At 64.6% G+C, this 16,839-nt stretch carries 17 protein-coding genes; 4 read left to right on the forward strand and 13 right to left on the reverse strand.

Annotation, left to right across the window (positions count from 1 at the left end; translation table 11 throughout):
• Window positions 1–17: 17 nt before the first annotated feature.
• The 4 genes from ACTNAU_RS02430 to ACTNAU_RS02445 all read right to left on the reverse strand — a co-directional run bounded on the left by ACTNAU_RS02430 (window position 18) and on the right by ACTNAU_RS02445 (window position 1,877).
• Window positions 18–461 (reverse strand): hypothetical protein, encoded by a 444-nt coding sequence (locus ACTNAU_RS02430; protein WP_441097440.1) that lies wholly within the window; start codon window positions 459–461, stop codon window positions 18–20.
• A gap of 11 nt (window positions 462–472) precedes the next feature.
• Window positions 473–1,066, reverse strand: a complete 594-nt coding sequence (locus tag ACTNAU_RS02435) for a hypothetical protein (protein ID WP_185915652.1) — start codon at window positions 1,064–1,066, stop codon at window positions 473–475.
• 170 nt (window positions 1,067–1,236) lie between these two features.
• Window positions 1,237–1,674, reverse strand: coding sequence for a sigma factor-like helix-turn-helix DNA-binding protein (locus tag ACTNAU_RS02440; protein ID WP_441097441.1), 438 nt, complete (start codon window positions 1,672–1,674; stop codon window positions 1,237–1,239).
• A gap of 11 nt (window positions 1,675–1,685) precedes the next feature.
• On the reverse strand, window positions 1,686–1,877 hold the full coding sequence (locus tag ACTNAU_RS02445) for a hypothetical protein (RefSeq protein ID WP_059003539.1): 192 nt from the start codon (window positions 1,875–1,877) through the stop codon (window positions 1,686–1,688).
• A gap of 503 nt (window positions 1,878–2,380) precedes the next feature.
• Between ACTNAU_RS02445 and ACTNAU_RS02450 the strand changes: the two genes are divergently transcribed.
• Complete coding sequence (locus ACTNAU_RS02450; protein WP_185915650.1) at window positions 2,381–2,767, forward strand: desulfoferrodoxin family protein; 387 nt, start codon at window positions 2,381–2,383, stop codon at window positions 2,765–2,767.
• 55 nt (window positions 2,768–2,822) lie between these two features.
• Here the strand turns inward: ACTNAU_RS02450 and ACTNAU_RS02455 are convergent, their stop codons facing one another.
• From ACTNAU_RS02455 to ACTNAU_RS02485, 7 genes are all read right to left on the reverse strand, one after another.
• Window positions 2,823–3,755 carry an exonuclease domain-containing protein gene (locus ACTNAU_RS02455; protein WP_441097442.1) on the reverse strand — a complete coding sequence of 311 codons (933 nt, stop codon included), beginning with the start codon at window positions 3,753–3,755 and terminating at the stop codon, window positions 2,823–2,825.
• Window positions 3,756–3,768: 13 nt separating this feature from the next.
• On the reverse strand, window positions 3,769–4,206 hold the full coding sequence (locus ACTNAU_RS02460) for a hypothetical protein (RefSeq protein ID WP_441097443.1): 438 nt from the start codon (window positions 4,204–4,206) through the stop codon (window positions 3,769–3,771).
• A 150-nt stretch (window positions 4,207–4,356) separates the two neighbouring features.
• Complete coding sequence (locus ACTNAU_RS02465) at window positions 4,357–6,306, reverse strand: carbohydrate-binding domain-containing protein (protein ID WP_441097444.1); 1,950 nt, start codon at window positions 6,304–6,306, stop codon at window positions 4,357–4,359.
• 17 nt (window positions 6,307–6,323) lie between these two features.
• Complete coding sequence (locus tag ACTNAU_RS02470) at window positions 6,324–7,016, reverse strand: DUF4956 domain-containing protein (protein WP_441097445.1); 693 nt, start codon at window positions 7,014–7,016, stop codon at window positions 6,324–6,326.
• The gene (locus tag ACTNAU_RS02475; RefSeq protein WP_441097446.1) at window positions 7,009–7,758 is read right to left on the reverse strand and encodes a polyphosphate polymerase domain-containing protein; all 750 of its coding nucleotides are present in this window, start codon (window positions 7,756–7,758) and stop codon (window positions 7,009–7,011) included. Before ACTNAU_RS02475 ends, ACTNAU_RS02470 begins: the two co-directional genes overlap by 8 nt.
• A 203-nt stretch (window positions 7,759–7,961) precedes the next feature.
• Window positions 7,962–9,236, reverse strand: a complete 1,275-nt coding sequence (locus ACTNAU_RS02480) for a sensor histidine kinase (RefSeq protein ID WP_441097447.1) — start codon at window positions 9,234–9,236, stop codon at window positions 7,962–7,964.
• Entirely contained in the window at window positions 9,233–9,907 is a 675-nt protein-coding gene (locus ACTNAU_RS02485; RefSeq protein WP_441097448.1) for a response regulator transcription factor, read from the reverse strand. The genes ACTNAU_RS02480 and ACTNAU_RS02485 overlap by 4 nt, the downstream gene beginning before the upstream one ends.
• Window positions 9,908–10,241: 334 nt before the next feature.
• Between ACTNAU_RS02485 and ACTNAU_RS02490 the strand changes: the two genes are divergently transcribed.
• The 3 genes from ACTNAU_RS02490 to ACTNAU_RS02500 all read left to right on the forward strand — a co-directional run bounded on the left by ACTNAU_RS02490 (window position 10,242) and on the right by ACTNAU_RS02500 (window position 14,143).
• The gene (locus tag ACTNAU_RS02490; protein ID WP_441097449.1) at window positions 10,242–11,570 is read left to right on the forward strand and encodes a replication-associated recombination protein A; all 1,329 of its coding nucleotides are present in this window, start codon (window positions 10,242–10,244) and stop codon (window positions 11,568–11,570) included.
• Window positions 11,571–12,076: 506 nt separating this feature from the next.
• The gene (locus tag ACTNAU_RS02495) at window positions 12,077–12,676 is read left to right on the forward strand and encodes a DJ-1/PfpI family protein (protein WP_185915641.1); all 600 of its coding nucleotides are present in this window, start codon (window positions 12,077–12,079) and stop codon (window positions 12,674–12,676) included.
• A 72-nt stretch (window positions 12,677–12,748) separates the two neighbouring features.
• The gene (locus ACTNAU_RS02500; protein WP_441097450.1) at window positions 12,749–14,143 is read left to right on the forward strand and encodes an MFS transporter; all 1,395 of its coding nucleotides are present in this window, start codon (window positions 12,749–12,751) and stop codon (window positions 14,141–14,143) included.
• 301 nt (window positions 14,144–14,444) lie between these two features.
• Here the strand turns inward: ACTNAU_RS02500 and ACTNAU_RS02505 are convergent, their stop codons facing one another.
• Window positions 14,445–14,978, reverse strand: a complete 534-nt coding sequence (locus ACTNAU_RS02505; RefSeq protein ID WP_441097451.1) for a GNAT family N-acetyltransferase — start codon at window positions 14,976–14,978, stop codon at window positions 14,445–14,447.
• Between the two features lie 70 nt (window positions 14,979–15,048).
• Window positions 15,049–16,224: a VanZ family protein gene (locus ACTNAU_RS02510; RefSeq protein WP_441097452.1), complete on the reverse strand. Its 1,176-nt coding sequence runs from the start codon at window positions 16,222–16,224 to the stop codon at window positions 15,049–15,051.
• Window positions 16,225–16,839 lie beyond the last annotated feature (615 nt).

Here is a 16,839-nt window from a genome sequence, read left to right on the forward strand (position 1 = left end):
CAGCGAGTCCCAAAATCTCACTTGGCCGCTTTTGGTACAGCTCTGCCATTCGGATCACCGGATTTGCCCCCCTGCCCTGTACGAAAGTTGGCAAGGGCATTGACCCCCGTTTGCATAAAGCCGTAAATACTGTATAGTTGCAGGTCTGTCAAACTCAGGCCGGCGGCCTTGATCTCTTCAAAGGTGGGAGCGACCAGACATGCCTTTGCCACCTGCATCAGCACCTCTGCCGTCTGCCGAAACTGCTCGCCGTCGTATCCCAGGGATTGGCTTACCCCGTCCTGAAATAGTTTGGCCGCTGAACCAAGCAGTGGGTTGGGGATTTCTCCTTCCACAATCAACTCGACAAGGGAAGGCCTGCGCAGTCGAACGATAAACGGCTGCTCAGGGGTAAAGCCGGGCAGTTCCACCTCGCTGCCGTCGGCGTATTTGCGCAGCTCTTCAATGGTTGTAACAGCCATCCTTCTCTCTCCTATTTACCGGGGGCCGGAGTGACGGCGTCGACATCGGGCAGCTCGTCCACGTAGGAGAGCTCATACGGCGCCTCGCCCTTGCCGGGGGCCGAGTTGATGACATACTCGTGCAGGCGGAAAACCCCATCCTCCGAGTTGATGCCGACGGGCTGGCCGGTGCAGCCGGGGTAACGGACCTTCTCGTACTTGATCACATTGCCGCCCTGGTCGATCTGCGAGGAGTATGCCTCCAGCACGAACTTTTTGGGCTTGTAGGCCTCTCCCACAACAGGGGGGGTGTAACCGGTGATCTCCCCCGCCTCGTTGCGGGTGAGGGTGCCGCCCTGCATCACTTCGATAAACTCCAAAATGGTCATATTGTCGGTCAGGGTGAGGGTGTGGCCAGTAATGGTTTTCACCTCGGGCTTTTGCGCTTTGAGCACACCCTTGATGATCAGCTTCACCGCCTCGGTCACCTCGACCAGCGGTTCCACCCCCAACTTGGTATTGGAGGTGACGGCCAAACCCTTCTCCTCGCCCTCAGGGGTCACGACGATCATACAGCAATCGATCATCGCCATCTCGGTTCCTCTTTTGATTTCAGATACTGCCATTGTTGCATTCTCCTTTTCATTTCAATAAAATTTGTTTCTTATAGACAACATCAAATGTTGCCTGCCCTCCTGAAAAAAAGAAGCGGAGGGTCCGTCTTCTTTTCTCCAATATCATCTTAGCACACGGCGGAGGGACAAAAAAGGACATCCTCCCTCAAGGGCGCTGCCCTTCACCCCGCTTTGACAAACTGACCTCTCCCCGCCAACTCTTTTACCGCCAAATTGTGCAGGCGGGCGGCGTGGCGCAGGCTGTACCCCAGCGCGTCGCCGGTCTCCTCCCAATTCTTTCCCGCCAGGTATCGCATCTGCAAAACCGCCCGCTGCTCCCCGCTGTCCACCGCCGCAATGGCCCTATCCACCGCTTCCTTGGTCCCCCGCAGTCGCTCGACCTGCTCCAGAAGGGCCTCTTCCAACTCTACGATCCGCTCAACGGTCTCTTCGAGACGGTTTTTCCGGCTCCCCTGTACCCGCTCACCGCCAATTGCACCCGTGGTCTTGACCGCCAGGCACCGGCACCTGGCCAGCTCTTCCGCGCGCACCTCTATCTCCCGCTCGCACTCCAGATACTGGCGCAAAAACGCCTTGACCCGCTCTTCCTCTGTCGCCATCTCCACACCTTCTATCTCTTGTACCGGCGCCGGATCATCTCCGTGCGCTCCATCTCCGTCTGCCGGACATCCCTCTCCCGCTCCTGGGCCCTCCTTCGCTCCTGCAACAGTTCCTCCCCGTGCTGCCGCATCAACTGAAACGCCAGGCAGTGCTCCCGGTCACAGGGTCTCTCCTCCTTGCAGTTGTAACAGGGGTAAATCATTTTCTCTCCTCCTTTGCCGATCCAACCGGTATTTTTCTCTGTCGCTGTAAGGGCGCGTCACTCCGCAGCCCCGCCGACGCGATAGATTTCTCCAACCTCTCCGTGCGATCCACTCTGGCCTTCCCTCTCTTTTAACTCTAAAAAGAAACAATTTAAGCGATATTTATATCGTTTTCGCTACTCTGTAGCCAGCATTGACCCTCTCGCCAGTTTCGTCTCTGCCCGGCATCGGCTGTATCTCTATGATAGTACAAGAACATTTGTTTTTCAATGTACAATAGACAAGAATCTTGCACTATCTTTTAAAACGGTTTTTGGCTATTTCGTTGCGAATCAAAAACGGCGCATCTCTTTCTGTGCTCGCTCCGCGATCCCCTTTCCCCTTTTCCCCTCTCTTGGCGAATGTTCCCCGAACCGGCCGCACATAATTGCCATAGACCCACCAATAAGAGAAGACGGGAGGGGCCTATGCCCCTCCCCCTCTCCGCGAAAGGAGTTCACTGATGAAATTCTACAAGTGCGAAATCTGCGGAAAGATCGTCGAGATGATAGAGGAGGCCCCCGTCCCCACCGTCTGCTGTGGCCAGCCCATGGGGGAACTGCACCCCGGCACCACCGACGGCGCGGTCGAAAAGCACCTCCCCGTCGTCCAGATCGACGGCAATGCCGTTCATGTCTGCGTCGGCTCTGCCGAGCACCCCATGACCCCTGAACACTCCATCCGCTGGATTGCGCTGGAGACGAAAAATGGCGTCCGCCAGTGCAAGTCTCTCTCCCCTGACCAGCGGCCGGTGGCCACCTTTTGGCTGGACCCCGACGACCGGGCCGAAGCGGTGTACGAGTACTGCAACCTCCACGGCCTCTGGAAAGAGGAGTACCCCTTCCAATAAAAGGCAAAAAAGCGAGAAGCTGCCTCCCCCCACGGAGAAACGGCTTCTCGCCTTTTTAGTTCTCGCCTGCCTGTTCACCCGCGGCCCCATCCGCACGCCGCTTTTCCGCCCGCTGCCGGGCGCGTGACGCTTTTTCCCGGTAAAAGGCGTCGATCTGTTCGTCCGGCCGGCAGAGCGTCCGCCGGGCGGAGAAGGTCTTGCCGGTGCGCCACAGCTTGAGCCGCACGAAAAACCGCCCGTGCTTGGGGCAGGCAGCCACGGCAATGCGCTTCTCGCCGTTTTGCTCTACCCACTCGCCCCTCTCCAGCGGACGCCCACACACAGGGCAGGGGATTTCCCCCACCGCCCCTTCCAGAGCGGCCGCCGGGTCCGCCAGCCCCCGAAACCCGGCGCTGGCCAGCACATCGGCACAGAGGAGGGCGGAGGTGGCGTCCCGGTACCCGGCGATCCCCTTGTCCAAGTCCAGCCGGGCGGCGATCTGGGCGGTGCTGCGGGCATCGTGTAGGGCGTCGTGGGCCGCGTCGTCTGGGGCCAACCCCAGCTTTTCCAGTCCCGAGGCCAGAGACCACTGCCGGTTCTCCCCCGTCACCTGCTCGTTGAAGAGCACCTGCAGGTTATAGGGGGCGGCGATCCAGTCGGTGGGCAGGCCGTGCAGCCGGGCGTTCTCCTTGAGCAGCGGGCCGTCGTCGTGCCCCCAGGTCAACAGGGCAAAATCCTCCCCGCACCAGCGGTGAAAGGCGTCCAGCGCTTGGGGGAAGGTCATCCCCCCCGCCAACATCTTCTCGTCGATGCCGGTGAGTTTTTTGACGTACCGGTTCATCTTGGTGTAGCGGCAGGGGCGGACCACCGCCTCAAAGCTGTCCGCCACCCGCTTTTCCCCGTCCAATTTCACCGCGCCAAACTGAATGATCTCCCCGGCCAACCCCTCGATAGCCCGGTCCTGCGAGACCGGCTGGTTCCACTCCAAATCCAAAATCACATAGTTCATCCGTCTTATCCCCTCACGGTTCCCGGTCGCTGTTTTCCGCCATCAGCCGCGCAATGTCGTCCTCCCGGTAGCCCAACAATCGACCAAAATCCACCGCCAGCCGTTCCCTCGCCGCCCCCCGGTAGGCCCCGTCGGCCAGCAGTCGCGCCTTCTCCTCGCCAATGGCCCGGTAGGCCGCAATGTCCTCCTCCCGGCGGTAAAACACCAGGTTGTAGCTGCCCTCGTTGAGGGAGCGGGGAAACAGGTCGGTCACCAGCCCCCCGTTCTCCAAAAAACAGTGCACACCGTATTTCCGGCAGAGCTCTTCCGCCACCGGCAGGTAGCTGTCCCGCTCCTCCCGGGTGGGGCAGGGATGGCTCAGGGCGATCCTCTTGACCCGGGCGTGGACCATCTCGCAAAAGGCGTCCATCACCCCGCACTGGTAGGAATAGACATCGATTTCCCGCTCCATCTGCATCCCCTTCTCCCCCGTCCCAAGCCGGGCGATCTGCTCCCCCTACCATACCATTTCCCAGCGGCCCCGGTCAATGCCCGCCCGCCAAAAAAAGAGCCCGGTCAGGCCGTCGCCTCCCGGGCTCTTCTCCTGTACTGGCGCCGTCCCCTAGTGCATCCTTCCGCCCTGTTGGCCGGGCGCACCGCCCATCTGGCCGCCGCCCATTCCCCCCTGGCCATAGGTGGTGGCCAGCTCGGACAGGGTCACCTCCGCCGTCTGGCTGCCGGCGCACAGGGTGTAGCTCTCCCCCTGCTTCATTGCAGGGCAGCTGACCGCCACCGACTGGTAGGCCTTCTGGGGGCTGTAGCTCACCAGGGTATTGCCCGCGCTGTCCTTGAGGGCAAACGTAGTCCCCGCCGCCACCGGCGAGGGGAAATTGCAGAGGATGGAGCCCTGGGTGGAACCGCCGGTAAAGCCCATCGCCATCCCCACACTGCCGACCGCCACCACGGTGCCGCCGCTGACTTCGCCGCTGCCGTCGTAGTCGAGGGCCCCGTTGCCCCCGTCGGTGGGCCCGTCTACATAGACGGTGCCGCCGCTGATCTGCAAGCTGCCGTTGGAGTCGATGCCGTCCCCGGCCGCGTCTATCCTGAGCACCCCGCCTGAAATGGAGATGGTGGCCGCGTCCCCGTCGCCGGCAAAGCTGTTCTGTCCCGGCCTGCCGCCCAGGGAGGAACCGTCGTTCCCCCCCGCTGCGTTGAGGCCGTCGTCGCTGGCCACCAGGCCGATCTCACCGCCGGAGATGTCGATGTGCAGCCCCTCGATCCCCTCGTAGCACTTGGCGATCTCGATGGTGCCGCCGCCGATCTGCAAACTGCCGTCGGCGTGGATGCCGTCGTCCCCCGAGGAGAGGCGGAGGGTCCCGTCCGTGACCGTCAAATCGCCGTTGCAGTGGAGGGAGTCGTCCGACGAGTCGATGTCAAAGGTGCCGCCGTTGACGATCAGCTCGCTCCCCGCCTTCAGCCCCTTGGCGCTGTCCCCGCTCTGGGCGCCGGCGGTGTCGGTCTGCTGGGCCGCGGTCTGCGCCGTCTGGGCGCCGGCGGGGGCCGCATCAGGCGCGCCGCCCATCCCCCCGGGCATCCCTTTACCCGGCCTCTCTCCGCCGGGCATGTCGCCGCCCCACTGGCCCCAGCCGGGCTGAGCCTCGCCGGCGGCGTCGGTGCTGGCGTTGGCGCTGCCCCCGCCGCTCACCACTTCAAAGGTCCCCCCGTCGATCCAGAGGACCGTCTCCGCCTGCACGCCGTCGTTGCCCGCGTTCAGGGTGAAAGTTCCCCCGGCAATGTAGACAAAGCCCCGCCCGGCGTCCTCGGCGTTGCTCGACTGAATGGCGTCGGTCCCGCTGGTGAGAACAAAGGTCCCGCCCCCGATCTTGACGCAGTCCTTCCCCGACAGGGCCTGCCCCGCCGCGGTCACCGTCAGCGCCCCGCCGGTGATTACCAGGTCGTCCTTCGAGACGATGCCGTGTTTGTAGTTGCCGTTCACTGTCAGCGCGCCGGAGCCGTTGACGGTCAGGTCCGCCCGGCTGAAGACAGCGCCGTCAAGGTTGCCGTCGGCCTCGTCCAGGGAGTAGCTCCCCCCGTCGCTCAGGGCGTTTTCGCTCCCCTCCGCCAGGGTTACAAAGACCTTGTCCCCCTGGGCGATGTAGAGGGCCGGGCCGGTGCTGCAGTGCACCGTCACCCCCTGCAGCACCAGCTGCACCTTCTCCTCTTTCCCCACCGAGACGCGGATCTGCCCCTCGTCCCACTGTCCGGAAAGGAGGTAGGTCCCCTCGGCGGAGATGGTCAGCACCCCGGCGTCCAGGGCCGCACCGCTGCCAGTGACGGTCGCGCCGGAGCCGTCAAACGCCACCTTGGTGGCGGTCCCCTCGTCGTATCCCACGTCCAGGTCCCGGGCGGTAAAGGTGATGTCGATGTCGGCGGCGGAGACGGCGGGCGCGCCGCTCTCCTCCTCTCCGGTCTCTTCGGCGGTCTTCTTCCCGCACCCCGCCAGACTCCAAAGGGCCAAGGTCGCCGCCAACAGCAGCGCCAGCTTCTGTCTTTTTCTCCCTGTCAAATCCATACGCCTTCTTTCTCCACTCACAGCTCCTCGGTGAGGAGGGGGAGGCGGCCGCAGACAATTTCTAGATTGCCGTTCCGGCAGCGCAGTTCGTCCAAAAACACTTTTTCCTGGGCCGGGTCCCGCAGCGCGATGCGGTAGTCCAGCCGGTAGAGGCTGCCCATGTTGGTGGTCTTGACCTGCTCCAGCTTCCAGTGGGCGGTATAGCGGGCAAACAGGTCGTCAAAGAGGTCGGTGTAGTCCAGCGTCTCGGGGATGGTGATCTTCAGCTCCTTTTCCAGCTGTTTTTGCTCCCCGAATCGCAAGCAGGTGTAGAGGATGCTCGCCCCGCCGATGACCAGCACGAAGAGGGCGGCCGCCGCCAGGTAGCCCATGCCGGTGGCCAATCCCACCGCCATGGCCAAAAAGATGCTGCAGATCTCCCGGGCGCTGCCGGGGGCCGAGCGAAAGCGCACCAGGCTGAAGGCCCCCGCCACCGCCACCCCGGTGCCCAGGTTGCCGTTGACCATCAAAATCACCATCTGCACCACCGCCGGCAGCAGGGCCAGGGTCATGACAAACCCCTTGGTGTAGCGGTTGCGGAAGGTGTGGATGGCGGCGATCGCCGCCCCCAGCGCCAGCGAGGTGGCGGTGCAGAGGAGCAGCTTCCCCAAGGAGAGGGTCGCCGCGGCGGACGAAGTCGTCAAAATACTGGCAAAAAGCGAATCAAGCACAGATGGATGCCCCTTTCTCTTTCAGGTCTCGGTCGTCTGCGGGGGCGCTGCCCCCCACCTTCTGGCAGTAGGCGCTGCCGTATTTGGAAAAGGAGATGGGGAAGACCCCCTGCCCGCCAAGGGCGTCTGCCAGCCAGAGGGGCAGCGCCCCCGGCGCCTTGATCTCCATCAGCCGCTCTCCCGGCCGCGGCAGCGGGTCGCCCCAGACCCCCTCCCGCAGGGAGAGGGCCTCCTCCCGCCAGCGGATGTCCCGGTCAAAGGTCACCCGCAGCCCCTCGTCCCGCACCCCGCAGAGGGCGACCCGCTCGCAGGTGATGAGCATCCGCGGGGCGACTTCGCCGTAAAAGCGGCAAAACCAGTCGATCTCCCGGGTGATCTGGCTGGGATTTCCCGCCGGTTGGCCGCGGTAGAGGTAGGCCTCCGCCTCATCCAAGGTCATCTGCACCCGCCGCTTGTAGACGATGCCCCCGCATTTTTTCTTCAGCTCCGCAAAGACCGGGTCGCCGCCGCTTACCTCGCCGTAGCTGCGCAGCCGCAGTTTTTCCTTGTAGCCGGGCTTCTCCAGCGAGCGGCGGATCAGCCGGTAGCTGGGGGTGTCGAAATAGACGCTGCACACCGTGCTGCGGCCGTACTGGTCGGGTTCGGTGCGCCCCTCCATCTCTCGACGAAGGGCCCGGTACTGCCCGGGGGTGAGGAGATACTTTTTTTCATAGCGCTCAAAGACGCCCTGGTAATCCCCCATTTCGCTGCCTCCTTTTTGCATTCGGCAGGGGTCTCCCCCCGCCTTTTCTCAAAGTGTACAGGGCCAACCTAAAAACAACTTAAGGCCCTCGACCCCTTCGGCCAAAAAGGGCGCATGTTCCCCCAAGCCCTCCCCGAAAAGGGAAGGGGGAACAAAAAAACAGCTCCCAGCAGACGGCCGTCCGCTGAGAACTGTTTTTTTGCTTATTTCCGCCCCTCCGGGCCCTCTATCCCCGCCGCCCGCAGGACTGCCAGAAAGCAAATCTCCCCCTCGCTCCGGCGGGCGGTGATCCTGCCGCCGTGGGCCTCGGCGATGGCGCGGGCGATCGAGAGGCCGATGCCGTACCCGCCGGTGGCGCGGGCGCGGGAGGAGTCGGCCCGGTAAAAGCGGTCGAAGAGCCTGTCCAAATCGCCCTCGGGCAGGCTGTCGGCGGTATTGGCCACCTCCAAAAAAGCGCCCCGCCCCCGGCGGCCGGCCCGCAGCTGGATGCGCCCCCCCTCACCGGTGTATTTGACGGCGTTGTCCAGCAGGATGGACACCAGCTGCCGCACCCCGCCCTTGTCCCCGCAGAGGGAGACCCCTGGCTCGATTGCCAGCTCGAGGGTCTGCCCCCTCTGCCGGGCGGGGGCGAGAAAGGGCTCGGCCGCCTTCTCCACCACGTCGGAGAAGGAGAAATCGCTCAGGGAGAGGGCGACCCTCCCCTCCTCCATGCGGGACAGGGCCAGCAGATCCCTGACCAGCCGCTCCAGGCGGGCGGTCTGGTTGCGGATGCTCTCGGTCCACTGGTTGGCCCCGCCCTCCAGCTCCAGCACTTCGGTGTTGGCCGAGATGACCGCCAGAGGGGTCTTGATTTCGTGTCCGGCGTCGGTGATGAACTGCTTTTGCTTCTCCAAACTCTCCATCACCGGGCGCACCGCCCGGCGGGAAAAGACGCTCACCAGCACCAGCACCACCAAGAAACTGGCCGCCGCCACCCCGCAGGAGACCGCCAGATAGAAAAGCCCGGTGCGCATCTGGCTGCTGCAGTCGACAAAGACCACCATGCTCCCGCCGCCGCTGGCGGTCTTCAGGTATTTGTAACTGCCCTTGTAGCCGCCCGTCCGCCCCGAGGCGAGCACCTCCTCTGCCAGGCTCCGGGCCTCCTGGGAGGAGAGTGCGGCAATGTGGCTGGTGTCCAGCTGGGAGACCTGCCCCACCCCGTCGGCCCACACCACAAAATAGCGGGTCTCAAAGGGGGTCTCCTCGGTCATGCCGGGGCCCAACAGCCCCTCTTTCAGGGGCTTCTCTCCCCGGTGGGGCTCCTTCCCCCCTGCCGGGAACCCGCCCCCATTTTGGGAGATCAGCTCCAGCAGCCGGTCCGCTCGCCGGTCCATCTGCACAAAGTTCACGGCGTTGATGGCCCCCACCAACACCACCATCACCGCCAGAAGGGAGCCCATGGCGATGAGGACGAACTTGCGCTGCAGCCGCTTGATCATCCCCTCTCCTCCAACCGGTAGCCGATGCCGCGGGCCGCCTGGATCTGCACCCGACTCTCCAGGGCCGCCAGTTTCTTGCGCAGCCCCGAGAGGGTGACCCAGACCACGTTGACCTCGGCCTCCGCGTCAAACCCCCAGACGTGCTCCATCAACTGCTCGGTGGAGAGGTAGCGCCTGGGGTTTTGCAGCAGCATTTCAAGCATCTGAAACTCCTTGTTGGCCAACCGCTGGGCCCGCCCTCCACAGCGCACCTCAAAGCGCTCCCTGTCCAGGGAGAGATCGCCAAAGGTAAGGGTGTTGGGGGCGTATACCTCCCGGCGGCGGGTCATGGCGCGGATGCGGGCCAACAGCTCCCCCATGGCGAAGGGCTTGCTCAGGTAGTCGTCGGCCCCGCCGTCCAGCCCGGCAATGCGGTCCTCGATCTCGGCGCGGGCGGTGAGGAGGAGCACCGGCGTCGAGACCCCCTGCTCCCGCAGCCGGGCCAGCACCTGCAAACCGTCCATCTTCGGCATCATGATGTCCAGGACAATGCCGTCGTACTGGCCGCTCTCGCCATAGGCCAGGGCGTCCTCCCCGTCGTAGACGGCGTCCACCTCGTAGCGGTTGTGGCGCAAAATGGCCACCAGGGCGGCAGAGAGCTCCCGCTCGTCCTCGGCCAGCAGCAATCGCACAGCGCCTCTCCCCTCTCCTCTCACCGCCCCGGCCGGCAGCCCCTCTCTCCTGTCGGGTGCCCCCGGGGGACATCTCCCCCCGCCCGCGGCGTTTTTCCCATTATACCCCGGCGGCGGGGAAAACCCAAGGCCGCGGCAATCGATTTTTTCTTTTCATCCTACCACCCCCACCTAAAATCAACTTAAAAAAAATGCCCGTTCTCATCCCTTGTCTTCCCTTGTCTTCCCTTGCCCTCCCTTGCCCTCCCTTGCCCTCCCTTGCCCTCGTCCCCCGCGCCGGGTATAATGGAGAAAACAAAAGTTTGCCCACACGGCACAGAGGAGGGAGAGCCGCTTGAAACAGCAGAGCTTTTTTGATTCCCGCACCCAGTCGCAGCCCCTGGCCGCCCGCCTGCGGCCGGAGACGCTGGAGGAGTTCGCGGGCCAGCGCCACCTATTGGGGAAGGGGAAGATCCTGCGCCAGCTCATCGACCAGGATTTGATTTCTTCCATGATCTTCTGGGGGCCGCCGGGGGTGGGCAAGACCACCCTGGCCCGCATCATCGCCCGCCGCACCCAGGCGGAATTTGTGGATTTCAGCGCCGTCACCAGCGGCATCAAGGAGATCAAAGAGGTGATGGCGGCGGCCGAGCGCAGCCGGATGATGGGGGACCGGACCATCCTCTTTGTAGACGAGATCCACCGCTTCAACAAGGCCCAGCAGGACGCCTTTCTCCCCTATGTGGAGCGGGGGAGCATCACCCTCATCGGCGCCACCACCGAAAACCCCTCCTTTGAAATCAACTCGGCCCTCCTCTCCCGCTGCAAGGTCTTTGTGCTCCAACCCCTAAAGGAGGAGGAGATCGCCGAACTGCTCCGCCGCGCCCTGACGGACGAGCGGGGCTTTGGCAAGTTGCAGGTGGAGATGGCCGACGAACTGGTGCGGGCGGTGGCCGCCTTTGCAAACGGCGACGCTCGTACCGCCCTGGGCACCCTGGAGATGGCCGTCCTCAACGGAGAGCGGCAGGGAGAGCGGACGGTGGTCACCCGGGAGAGCCTGGAGCAGTGCATCAGCAAAAAGTCCCTCCTCTACGACAAGGGGGGCGAGGAGCACTACAACCTGATTTCGGCCCTGCACAAGTCGATGCGCAACAGCGACCCCTCGGCGGCCATCTACTGGCTGGCGCGGATGTTGGAGGCCGGGGAGGACCCCCTCTACGTGGCCCGGCGGCTCATCCGCTTTGCCAGCGAAGATGTGGGGATGGCCGACAGCCGCGCCCTGGAGGTGGCGGTGGCCGCCTACCAGGCCAGCCACTTCATCGGCATGCCCGAGTGCTCGGTCAACCTGGCCCACGCGGTGACCTACCTCTCGCTGGCCCCCAAATCAAACGCCCTCTACGCCGGGTACGAGAGCGCCAAGAAGGACGCCCTGGGGATGTTGGCCGAGCCGGTGCCCCTGCAGATCCGCAACGCCCCCACCCGCCTGATGAAGGAGCTGCACTACGGCGAGGGGTACGAGTACGCCCACGACGCCGACGAGAAGGTGACCGCCATGCAGTGCCTGCCCGACTCCCTGCTGGGCAAGCGATACTACCAGCCCACCGACCAGGGCTCGGAAAAGCGCTACCGGGAGCGGCTGGAGCAGATCGAGCGGTGGAAGCGGGAACACGGCTGGAAGGGATGACCCCCTCCCCCCCTGCAAAATCTCTGTCATTTTTCTCCCCGATCGGTTGCCATTTCGGGCAGCTGTGGTAGGATAGGGGTGACCCCGTGCTGGGCGGCCCACCTGGCGTCGCCCCCGGCGCCCGTCTGGAAAGAGGCGTCTCAACAATGACCCACTGGCAGATCGCCCTGGTCTGTGCCACGGGCGCCCTGGCCCTGCTGGGCGGCGTCCACACCGCCTTTGCGGCGAGGGGCCGCGGCCCCATCCTTTCAAACACCTATCTCTGAAAGGGGAAAGCGGAGCGGCGCCGGGCGGACAAACGGGGCGAATACCGCCTGGTGGCGGTGATTTTTGGCGGGCCGACCGCCTTTTTCGCCCTGGAGACCGTCCCCATCCTCACCCTGTCAAAAATCCCCTTCCTCTGCGCCCTGGGCTTTGACATGGTCTAAGCCGTCGCCGACGCGGGGAAGAGCGGGAAAAAATAGCTGGCCGCAGCTCTGCGCGGCGAAAAAAGGAGTGCTGTCGTCTTGAAGACCATTTTGCTTGTATTGCTCGACCGGTGGGCCGACTGGGAGGGCGCCTATCTCGCCTCCGCCCTGGGAATGCTGGCCCCCGGCAAATACGCCGTCAAAACCGTCTCTTTGACCGGGGAGCCCGTCTCCTCCATCGGCGGGGTGCGGGCGCTGCCCGACTTCTCTGTGGACGGGGCGCCGGAGGAGTACGAGGCCCTCTTTTTGATCGGCGGCCTCTCCTGGCGGGAGGAGAGCGCCCGCCGGGTGACCCCCCTGGTGAAGGACTGTCTGGCCAAAGGGCGGGTGCTGGGCGGCATCTGCGACGCCGCGGGCTTCCTTGGGACCGTCGGGGCCCTCAACCAGGTGCGCCACACCGCCAACGACCTGGGGGACTTGAAGCGCTGGGCAGGGGATGCCTACACCGGGGAGGAGCGCTACCTCACCCGGCAGGCCGTGCGGGACCAAAACATCGTCACCGCCAACGGCACCGCCGCCCTGGAATTTGCCAAAGAGGCCCTGTTGGCCCTTGACGCCGCCCCCGAGCCCCTCATTCAGGAGTGGTTTGCCTTTCACAAGCTGGGCTACTACAACGCCCCCCTGTCGACCATGTCGTGATCGACCCGGCCCGCCAAAGGCGGCGGCCGCCTTTCCCCCCGCAAAAAATGAGAGAGAGACGAGGGTATCGCAATGGGACTGTTAAAGGGTTACAGCAAAGAGGAAAAGAGCTGGATGATGTACGACTGGGCCAACTCGGCCCACAGCGTGGTGGTGGTCACCGTGCTGCCCATCTTCTACGGCACCGTGGCCGGCTTCACCCGGGACTCCGCCAGCAGCATGGCCACCTGGGGGTACTGCACCAGCATCGCCATGTTGCTGGTGGCCCTGTTGGCCCCCATCCTGGGGGCGCTGGGCGACTTCTGGGGCTGGCGCAAGCGGCTGTTCTGCATCTTTTTGGCGGTGGGGGTCCTCTCCTGTGCCGGGCTGGCCATCACCCCCCTCACCGGCTTTACCGACACCGCCGTGGCCGAGCGGGTGGGCCTCTGGATCTTGGGGCTCTACGTTGTCAGCCAGGTGGGCTTCGCCGGGGCCAATCTCTACTATGACAGCTTCCTCGTCGACGTCACCTCCCCCGAGCGGATGGACCAGGTCTCCCTGCTGGGATACGGGCTGGGCTACATCGGGGGGAGTACCATCCCCCTACTCCTCTTCCTCCTCCTCAACTTGGTGGGGGTGGAGATGATCTACTGCCTGAGCTTTGCCTTTGGCTTCACCGCCCTTTGGTGGCTCTGTTTCAGCTGGCCGCTGCTCAAAAATGTCCGCCAGAAAAGCGGTGCGCCCTACCGCCCCGGGGCGGTGGGACAGGCCCTGAAGGGGCTGGGCAAAACGGTGAAGGAAATTGTTCGCCACCGGCAGATGCTGGTCTTCCTGCTGGCCTATTTCTTCTATATCGACGGGGTGAACACCATCATCCACATGTCCACCAGCTACGGCGACACCCTGGGCCTGGGCTCCACCGAAATGCTGTTGGCCCTGCTGCTGGTGCAATTGCTGGGGCTGCCCTTCGCCCTGCTCTACCAAAAACTGGCCGGCCGCTTCGGCGCCCGGACCATGGTGGGGGTCGGCATCGGCATCTACATGTGCATCTGTGTCTTCGGCTTCTTCATCCGCTCCATCTGGCAGTTCTGGGTGCTGGCCATCCTGGTGGCCACCAGCCAGGGGGGCATCCAGGCCCTCAGCCGCAGCCTCTTCGGAAAGATGATCCCCGACCGCTCCCGCTCGGGCGAATTCTTCGGCTTCTACGACATCTTCGGCAAATTCTCGGCCATCATCGGCCCCAGCGTGGTGGCCCTGGCCTCCTCGGTGGCGGCCTCGGTCATCCGCTCCTCCCGGGGGATCGCCGCCGACGCCCCGGCCGCCGTGCTGGAAGGGGTCGCCCAGGAGGCCGCCCCCTGGGGGGTGCTCAGCATCCTGCTGATCTTCCTGGTGGGGGCGACCCTCTACTTTGTCGTCCTCCCCCGCTGCGAGAAGCGGTCGGCCGCCCCCTCCCCCCTCCCCGCCGAGGCGGGGGAGCCGACCCCCTGACCCCGCGCCTCGCTGGGCGCTGGACGGCAGCTCCAAAAGGGCATCGTACGAGCTCAGCCGCTCAGGGCGCAGCAGGGTCTCACGGCCGCATTCACCCGCCGCCAGACCGGCGATCCCGGACACCACTTCGCGCCACCCCCTCCCCAAAATCGCCTTCTTTTCCACCCCTCCAACACCCTTTCAGAAAAGGCTTCCGCCAAATCGATTTGACTCCCCCGGTAAAATCGGGGGGCGCGAAGCGACAAAAAGAGGGCCGCGAGAGAGATCCTCTCGCGGCCCTCTTTCTCTGCGAGGCCGGCTTTTAGGCGGGGGGCAGGGCGATCCAGTAGCGCTGGGTCACACCGCCGTCCTCCCGCTCCCGCTCGTCCTCCAGCACCCCGCCGCAGGCGAGGATGGTCCTCGCCGAGGCGCGGTTATCCCGGTCGCAGGTGACGAGCACCCGCACAAGCCCCATCTCCCGGCAGCGCACCAGCCCCTGGCGGAGCATCTCCTTGGCGTACCTCCGCCGCCGCTGGGAGGGGCGGACGCTGTACCCGATGTGGCCGCCAAACTGCAGCAGGTAGTCGTTGAGCCGGTGGCGGATGTCGATCATCCCCACCAGCCGCCCGTCCTCCGACCGCACCGCCAGCAGGGTGGTGGCGGGCACCATGCCGGGGAGAGCGGTCTCCTCCCGCCGGTTGCGGCGCACCGCGGCCAGCCAGGCGGCAAAGCTGCCCGCCTCGGCAAGACCGGCGGTGCCGGCCAGGCTGTTGTCGCCCGCCTCCAAACATTCGGCGCGGTAGCAGAGCACCTGGTCGCCCCACTCCTCGCTGGGAAACACAAGCTGTAACGCCATCAAAAGCCCTCCTCTTTCCTCCGCCGGGCGGCGGGTGTTTGGGGCATCATACCATCTGCCCACGGGGCTGTCAAGACCGCGGCACCTCCTCCCCGCCCCGGCGGGCGACGGTGCTGCGGTTTTCGGTGCCGGCCAGCTTGTCGTAGGGCAGCCGGTGCTGCCGGGTGAGCCCGGCGGCAAAGAGGGAGAAGACGAAGAAGGCCGAGACCAGCCCCAGCAGGGAAAAGAGGACCAGCACCGGCAAAGTGAGCCCCTGGGAGAGGGCGGCGCGCCGCTCAAAGAGCCGCAGGGCCACCACCGGCGCGGGGAGAAAGACCAGGTAGAGCATCCCCTGCCTGACCAGGATCTGCCAGAACCGGGGGCGCTCTCCCCCCTCCCCGGCGAGTTTGAGCCCCACCAGGGCCTTGCCCAGGGTGCGCCCGCCGGTGAGCCAGGGCAGCGCCACAAAGTAGAGGAGCACCAGCCCCAGGTAGAGCAGGGCCGCCCCCCAGCTGCGCAGCCCCAGCAGGTCGCGCAGGCCGGGCCAGCCCGATCCCCGGTGGGCCAGGGTGACAAGGCCCGCCAGCAGCCCCCAGTCGAGGCAGAAAGCCACCAGCCGCTGGGGGTAGGAGACCCGCCGCCCCTTGCGGTAGGAGAGGGTGTCCAGCTGCTGCCGGGTGGGGAGCAGCCAACTGAGGGCCGGGGTGAGCCAAAAGCCCAACATCCCCCCCAGGGTGTTGAGAAAGAGGTCGTCCACGTCAAACACCCGGTAGGGCCGGGGGTAGATGCCAAAGAGGGCCGAGTACTGGATGAGCTCAAAGCAGAGGGTCACGGAAAAGACCAGCAGCAGGGTGGAGGCCCAGCCCCGCTTGAAGTAGTAGCGCAGGTAGACCCCCAGGGGGAAGAGGAGGAGCAGGTTGAAGGCCGGTTGGTAAAAACAGCCCTGGCGCAGGGCGGGCAGCCAGGTGGAGGGGTCGCCGGGCACCAGGCAGCTCTCCTGCAAAAACACCTGTACAAAGTGAAAGGGGTGCAGCTGGCGGATGGGGGTGGTCATCTTCGCCACCTGGGAGATGGGCGGCAGGGGGAGGGCGGTGAGGAAAAAGGCGCACATCAGATAGAGGATGAGGGAGTAGACGACGAGCACCCGAAAGAGCAGCAGCGCCCCGTACCGCCGGTACTGGGCCACCACATAGGGCAGGGAGAAGAGGGCGGCCAACACCGGGAAGAGGAGGAAGGCCGCCTGGATGGGGACGAGGTAGGAGCGCACAAAAAACACCGCCTTGCTGCGTGTACATTGGAAAACATCACTGCCCTATCTTTGCACACCTGTAGCGCCAAATCAAGGCGCAATTTTTAAAGTTCCAAAACCCCACCAAAACAGCAGGCAAAAATTTGCCAAAACTGTGCAGTCTGCGCCCTCTTGCCCCCCATTTTGCAACCTGCATAAAAGGGGCACAAGTCGCCGCCCGATCGGGCGGTCCGCCGTAAAAATTGCGATCTGCCGCTTGACAACCGTCCAAATCGGGATATAATAACCTCATTCACAACAGAGAAAGGTGACGACGGGAAGAGTAGCCCCGCAGTCCGACGCGACAGAGAGCCGGGAGAGGTGAGAGCCGGTGCAGAGGAAGCGGGGGGAAGAACATCCCCGAGCCGCTGACCGAACCCGGCGCTGCCGGCAGTAGGCTCAGACGCGGGCGGCGCGTTACAGCCGCAGACCATAGGCCGAGAGGGAGCGGATCTCTCCCCTTTCGGACACAGTGTGTGACGAGTGGGCCGCAAGGGCGCGGCTTATTTGGGTGGTACCGCGGAAAGTGAAGAGAGCTTTTCGTCCCAATTTGCGGGGCGGAGGGCTCTCTTTTTCCATCCTCTGCCCGGCGGC

The sequence above is a fragment of the Bittarella sp. HCP28S3_D9 genome (assembly GCF_052065655.1).
GTDB classification, from domain to species: Bacteria; Bacillota; Clostridia; order Oscillospirales; family Ruminococcaceae; genus Bittarella; species Bittarella massiliensis.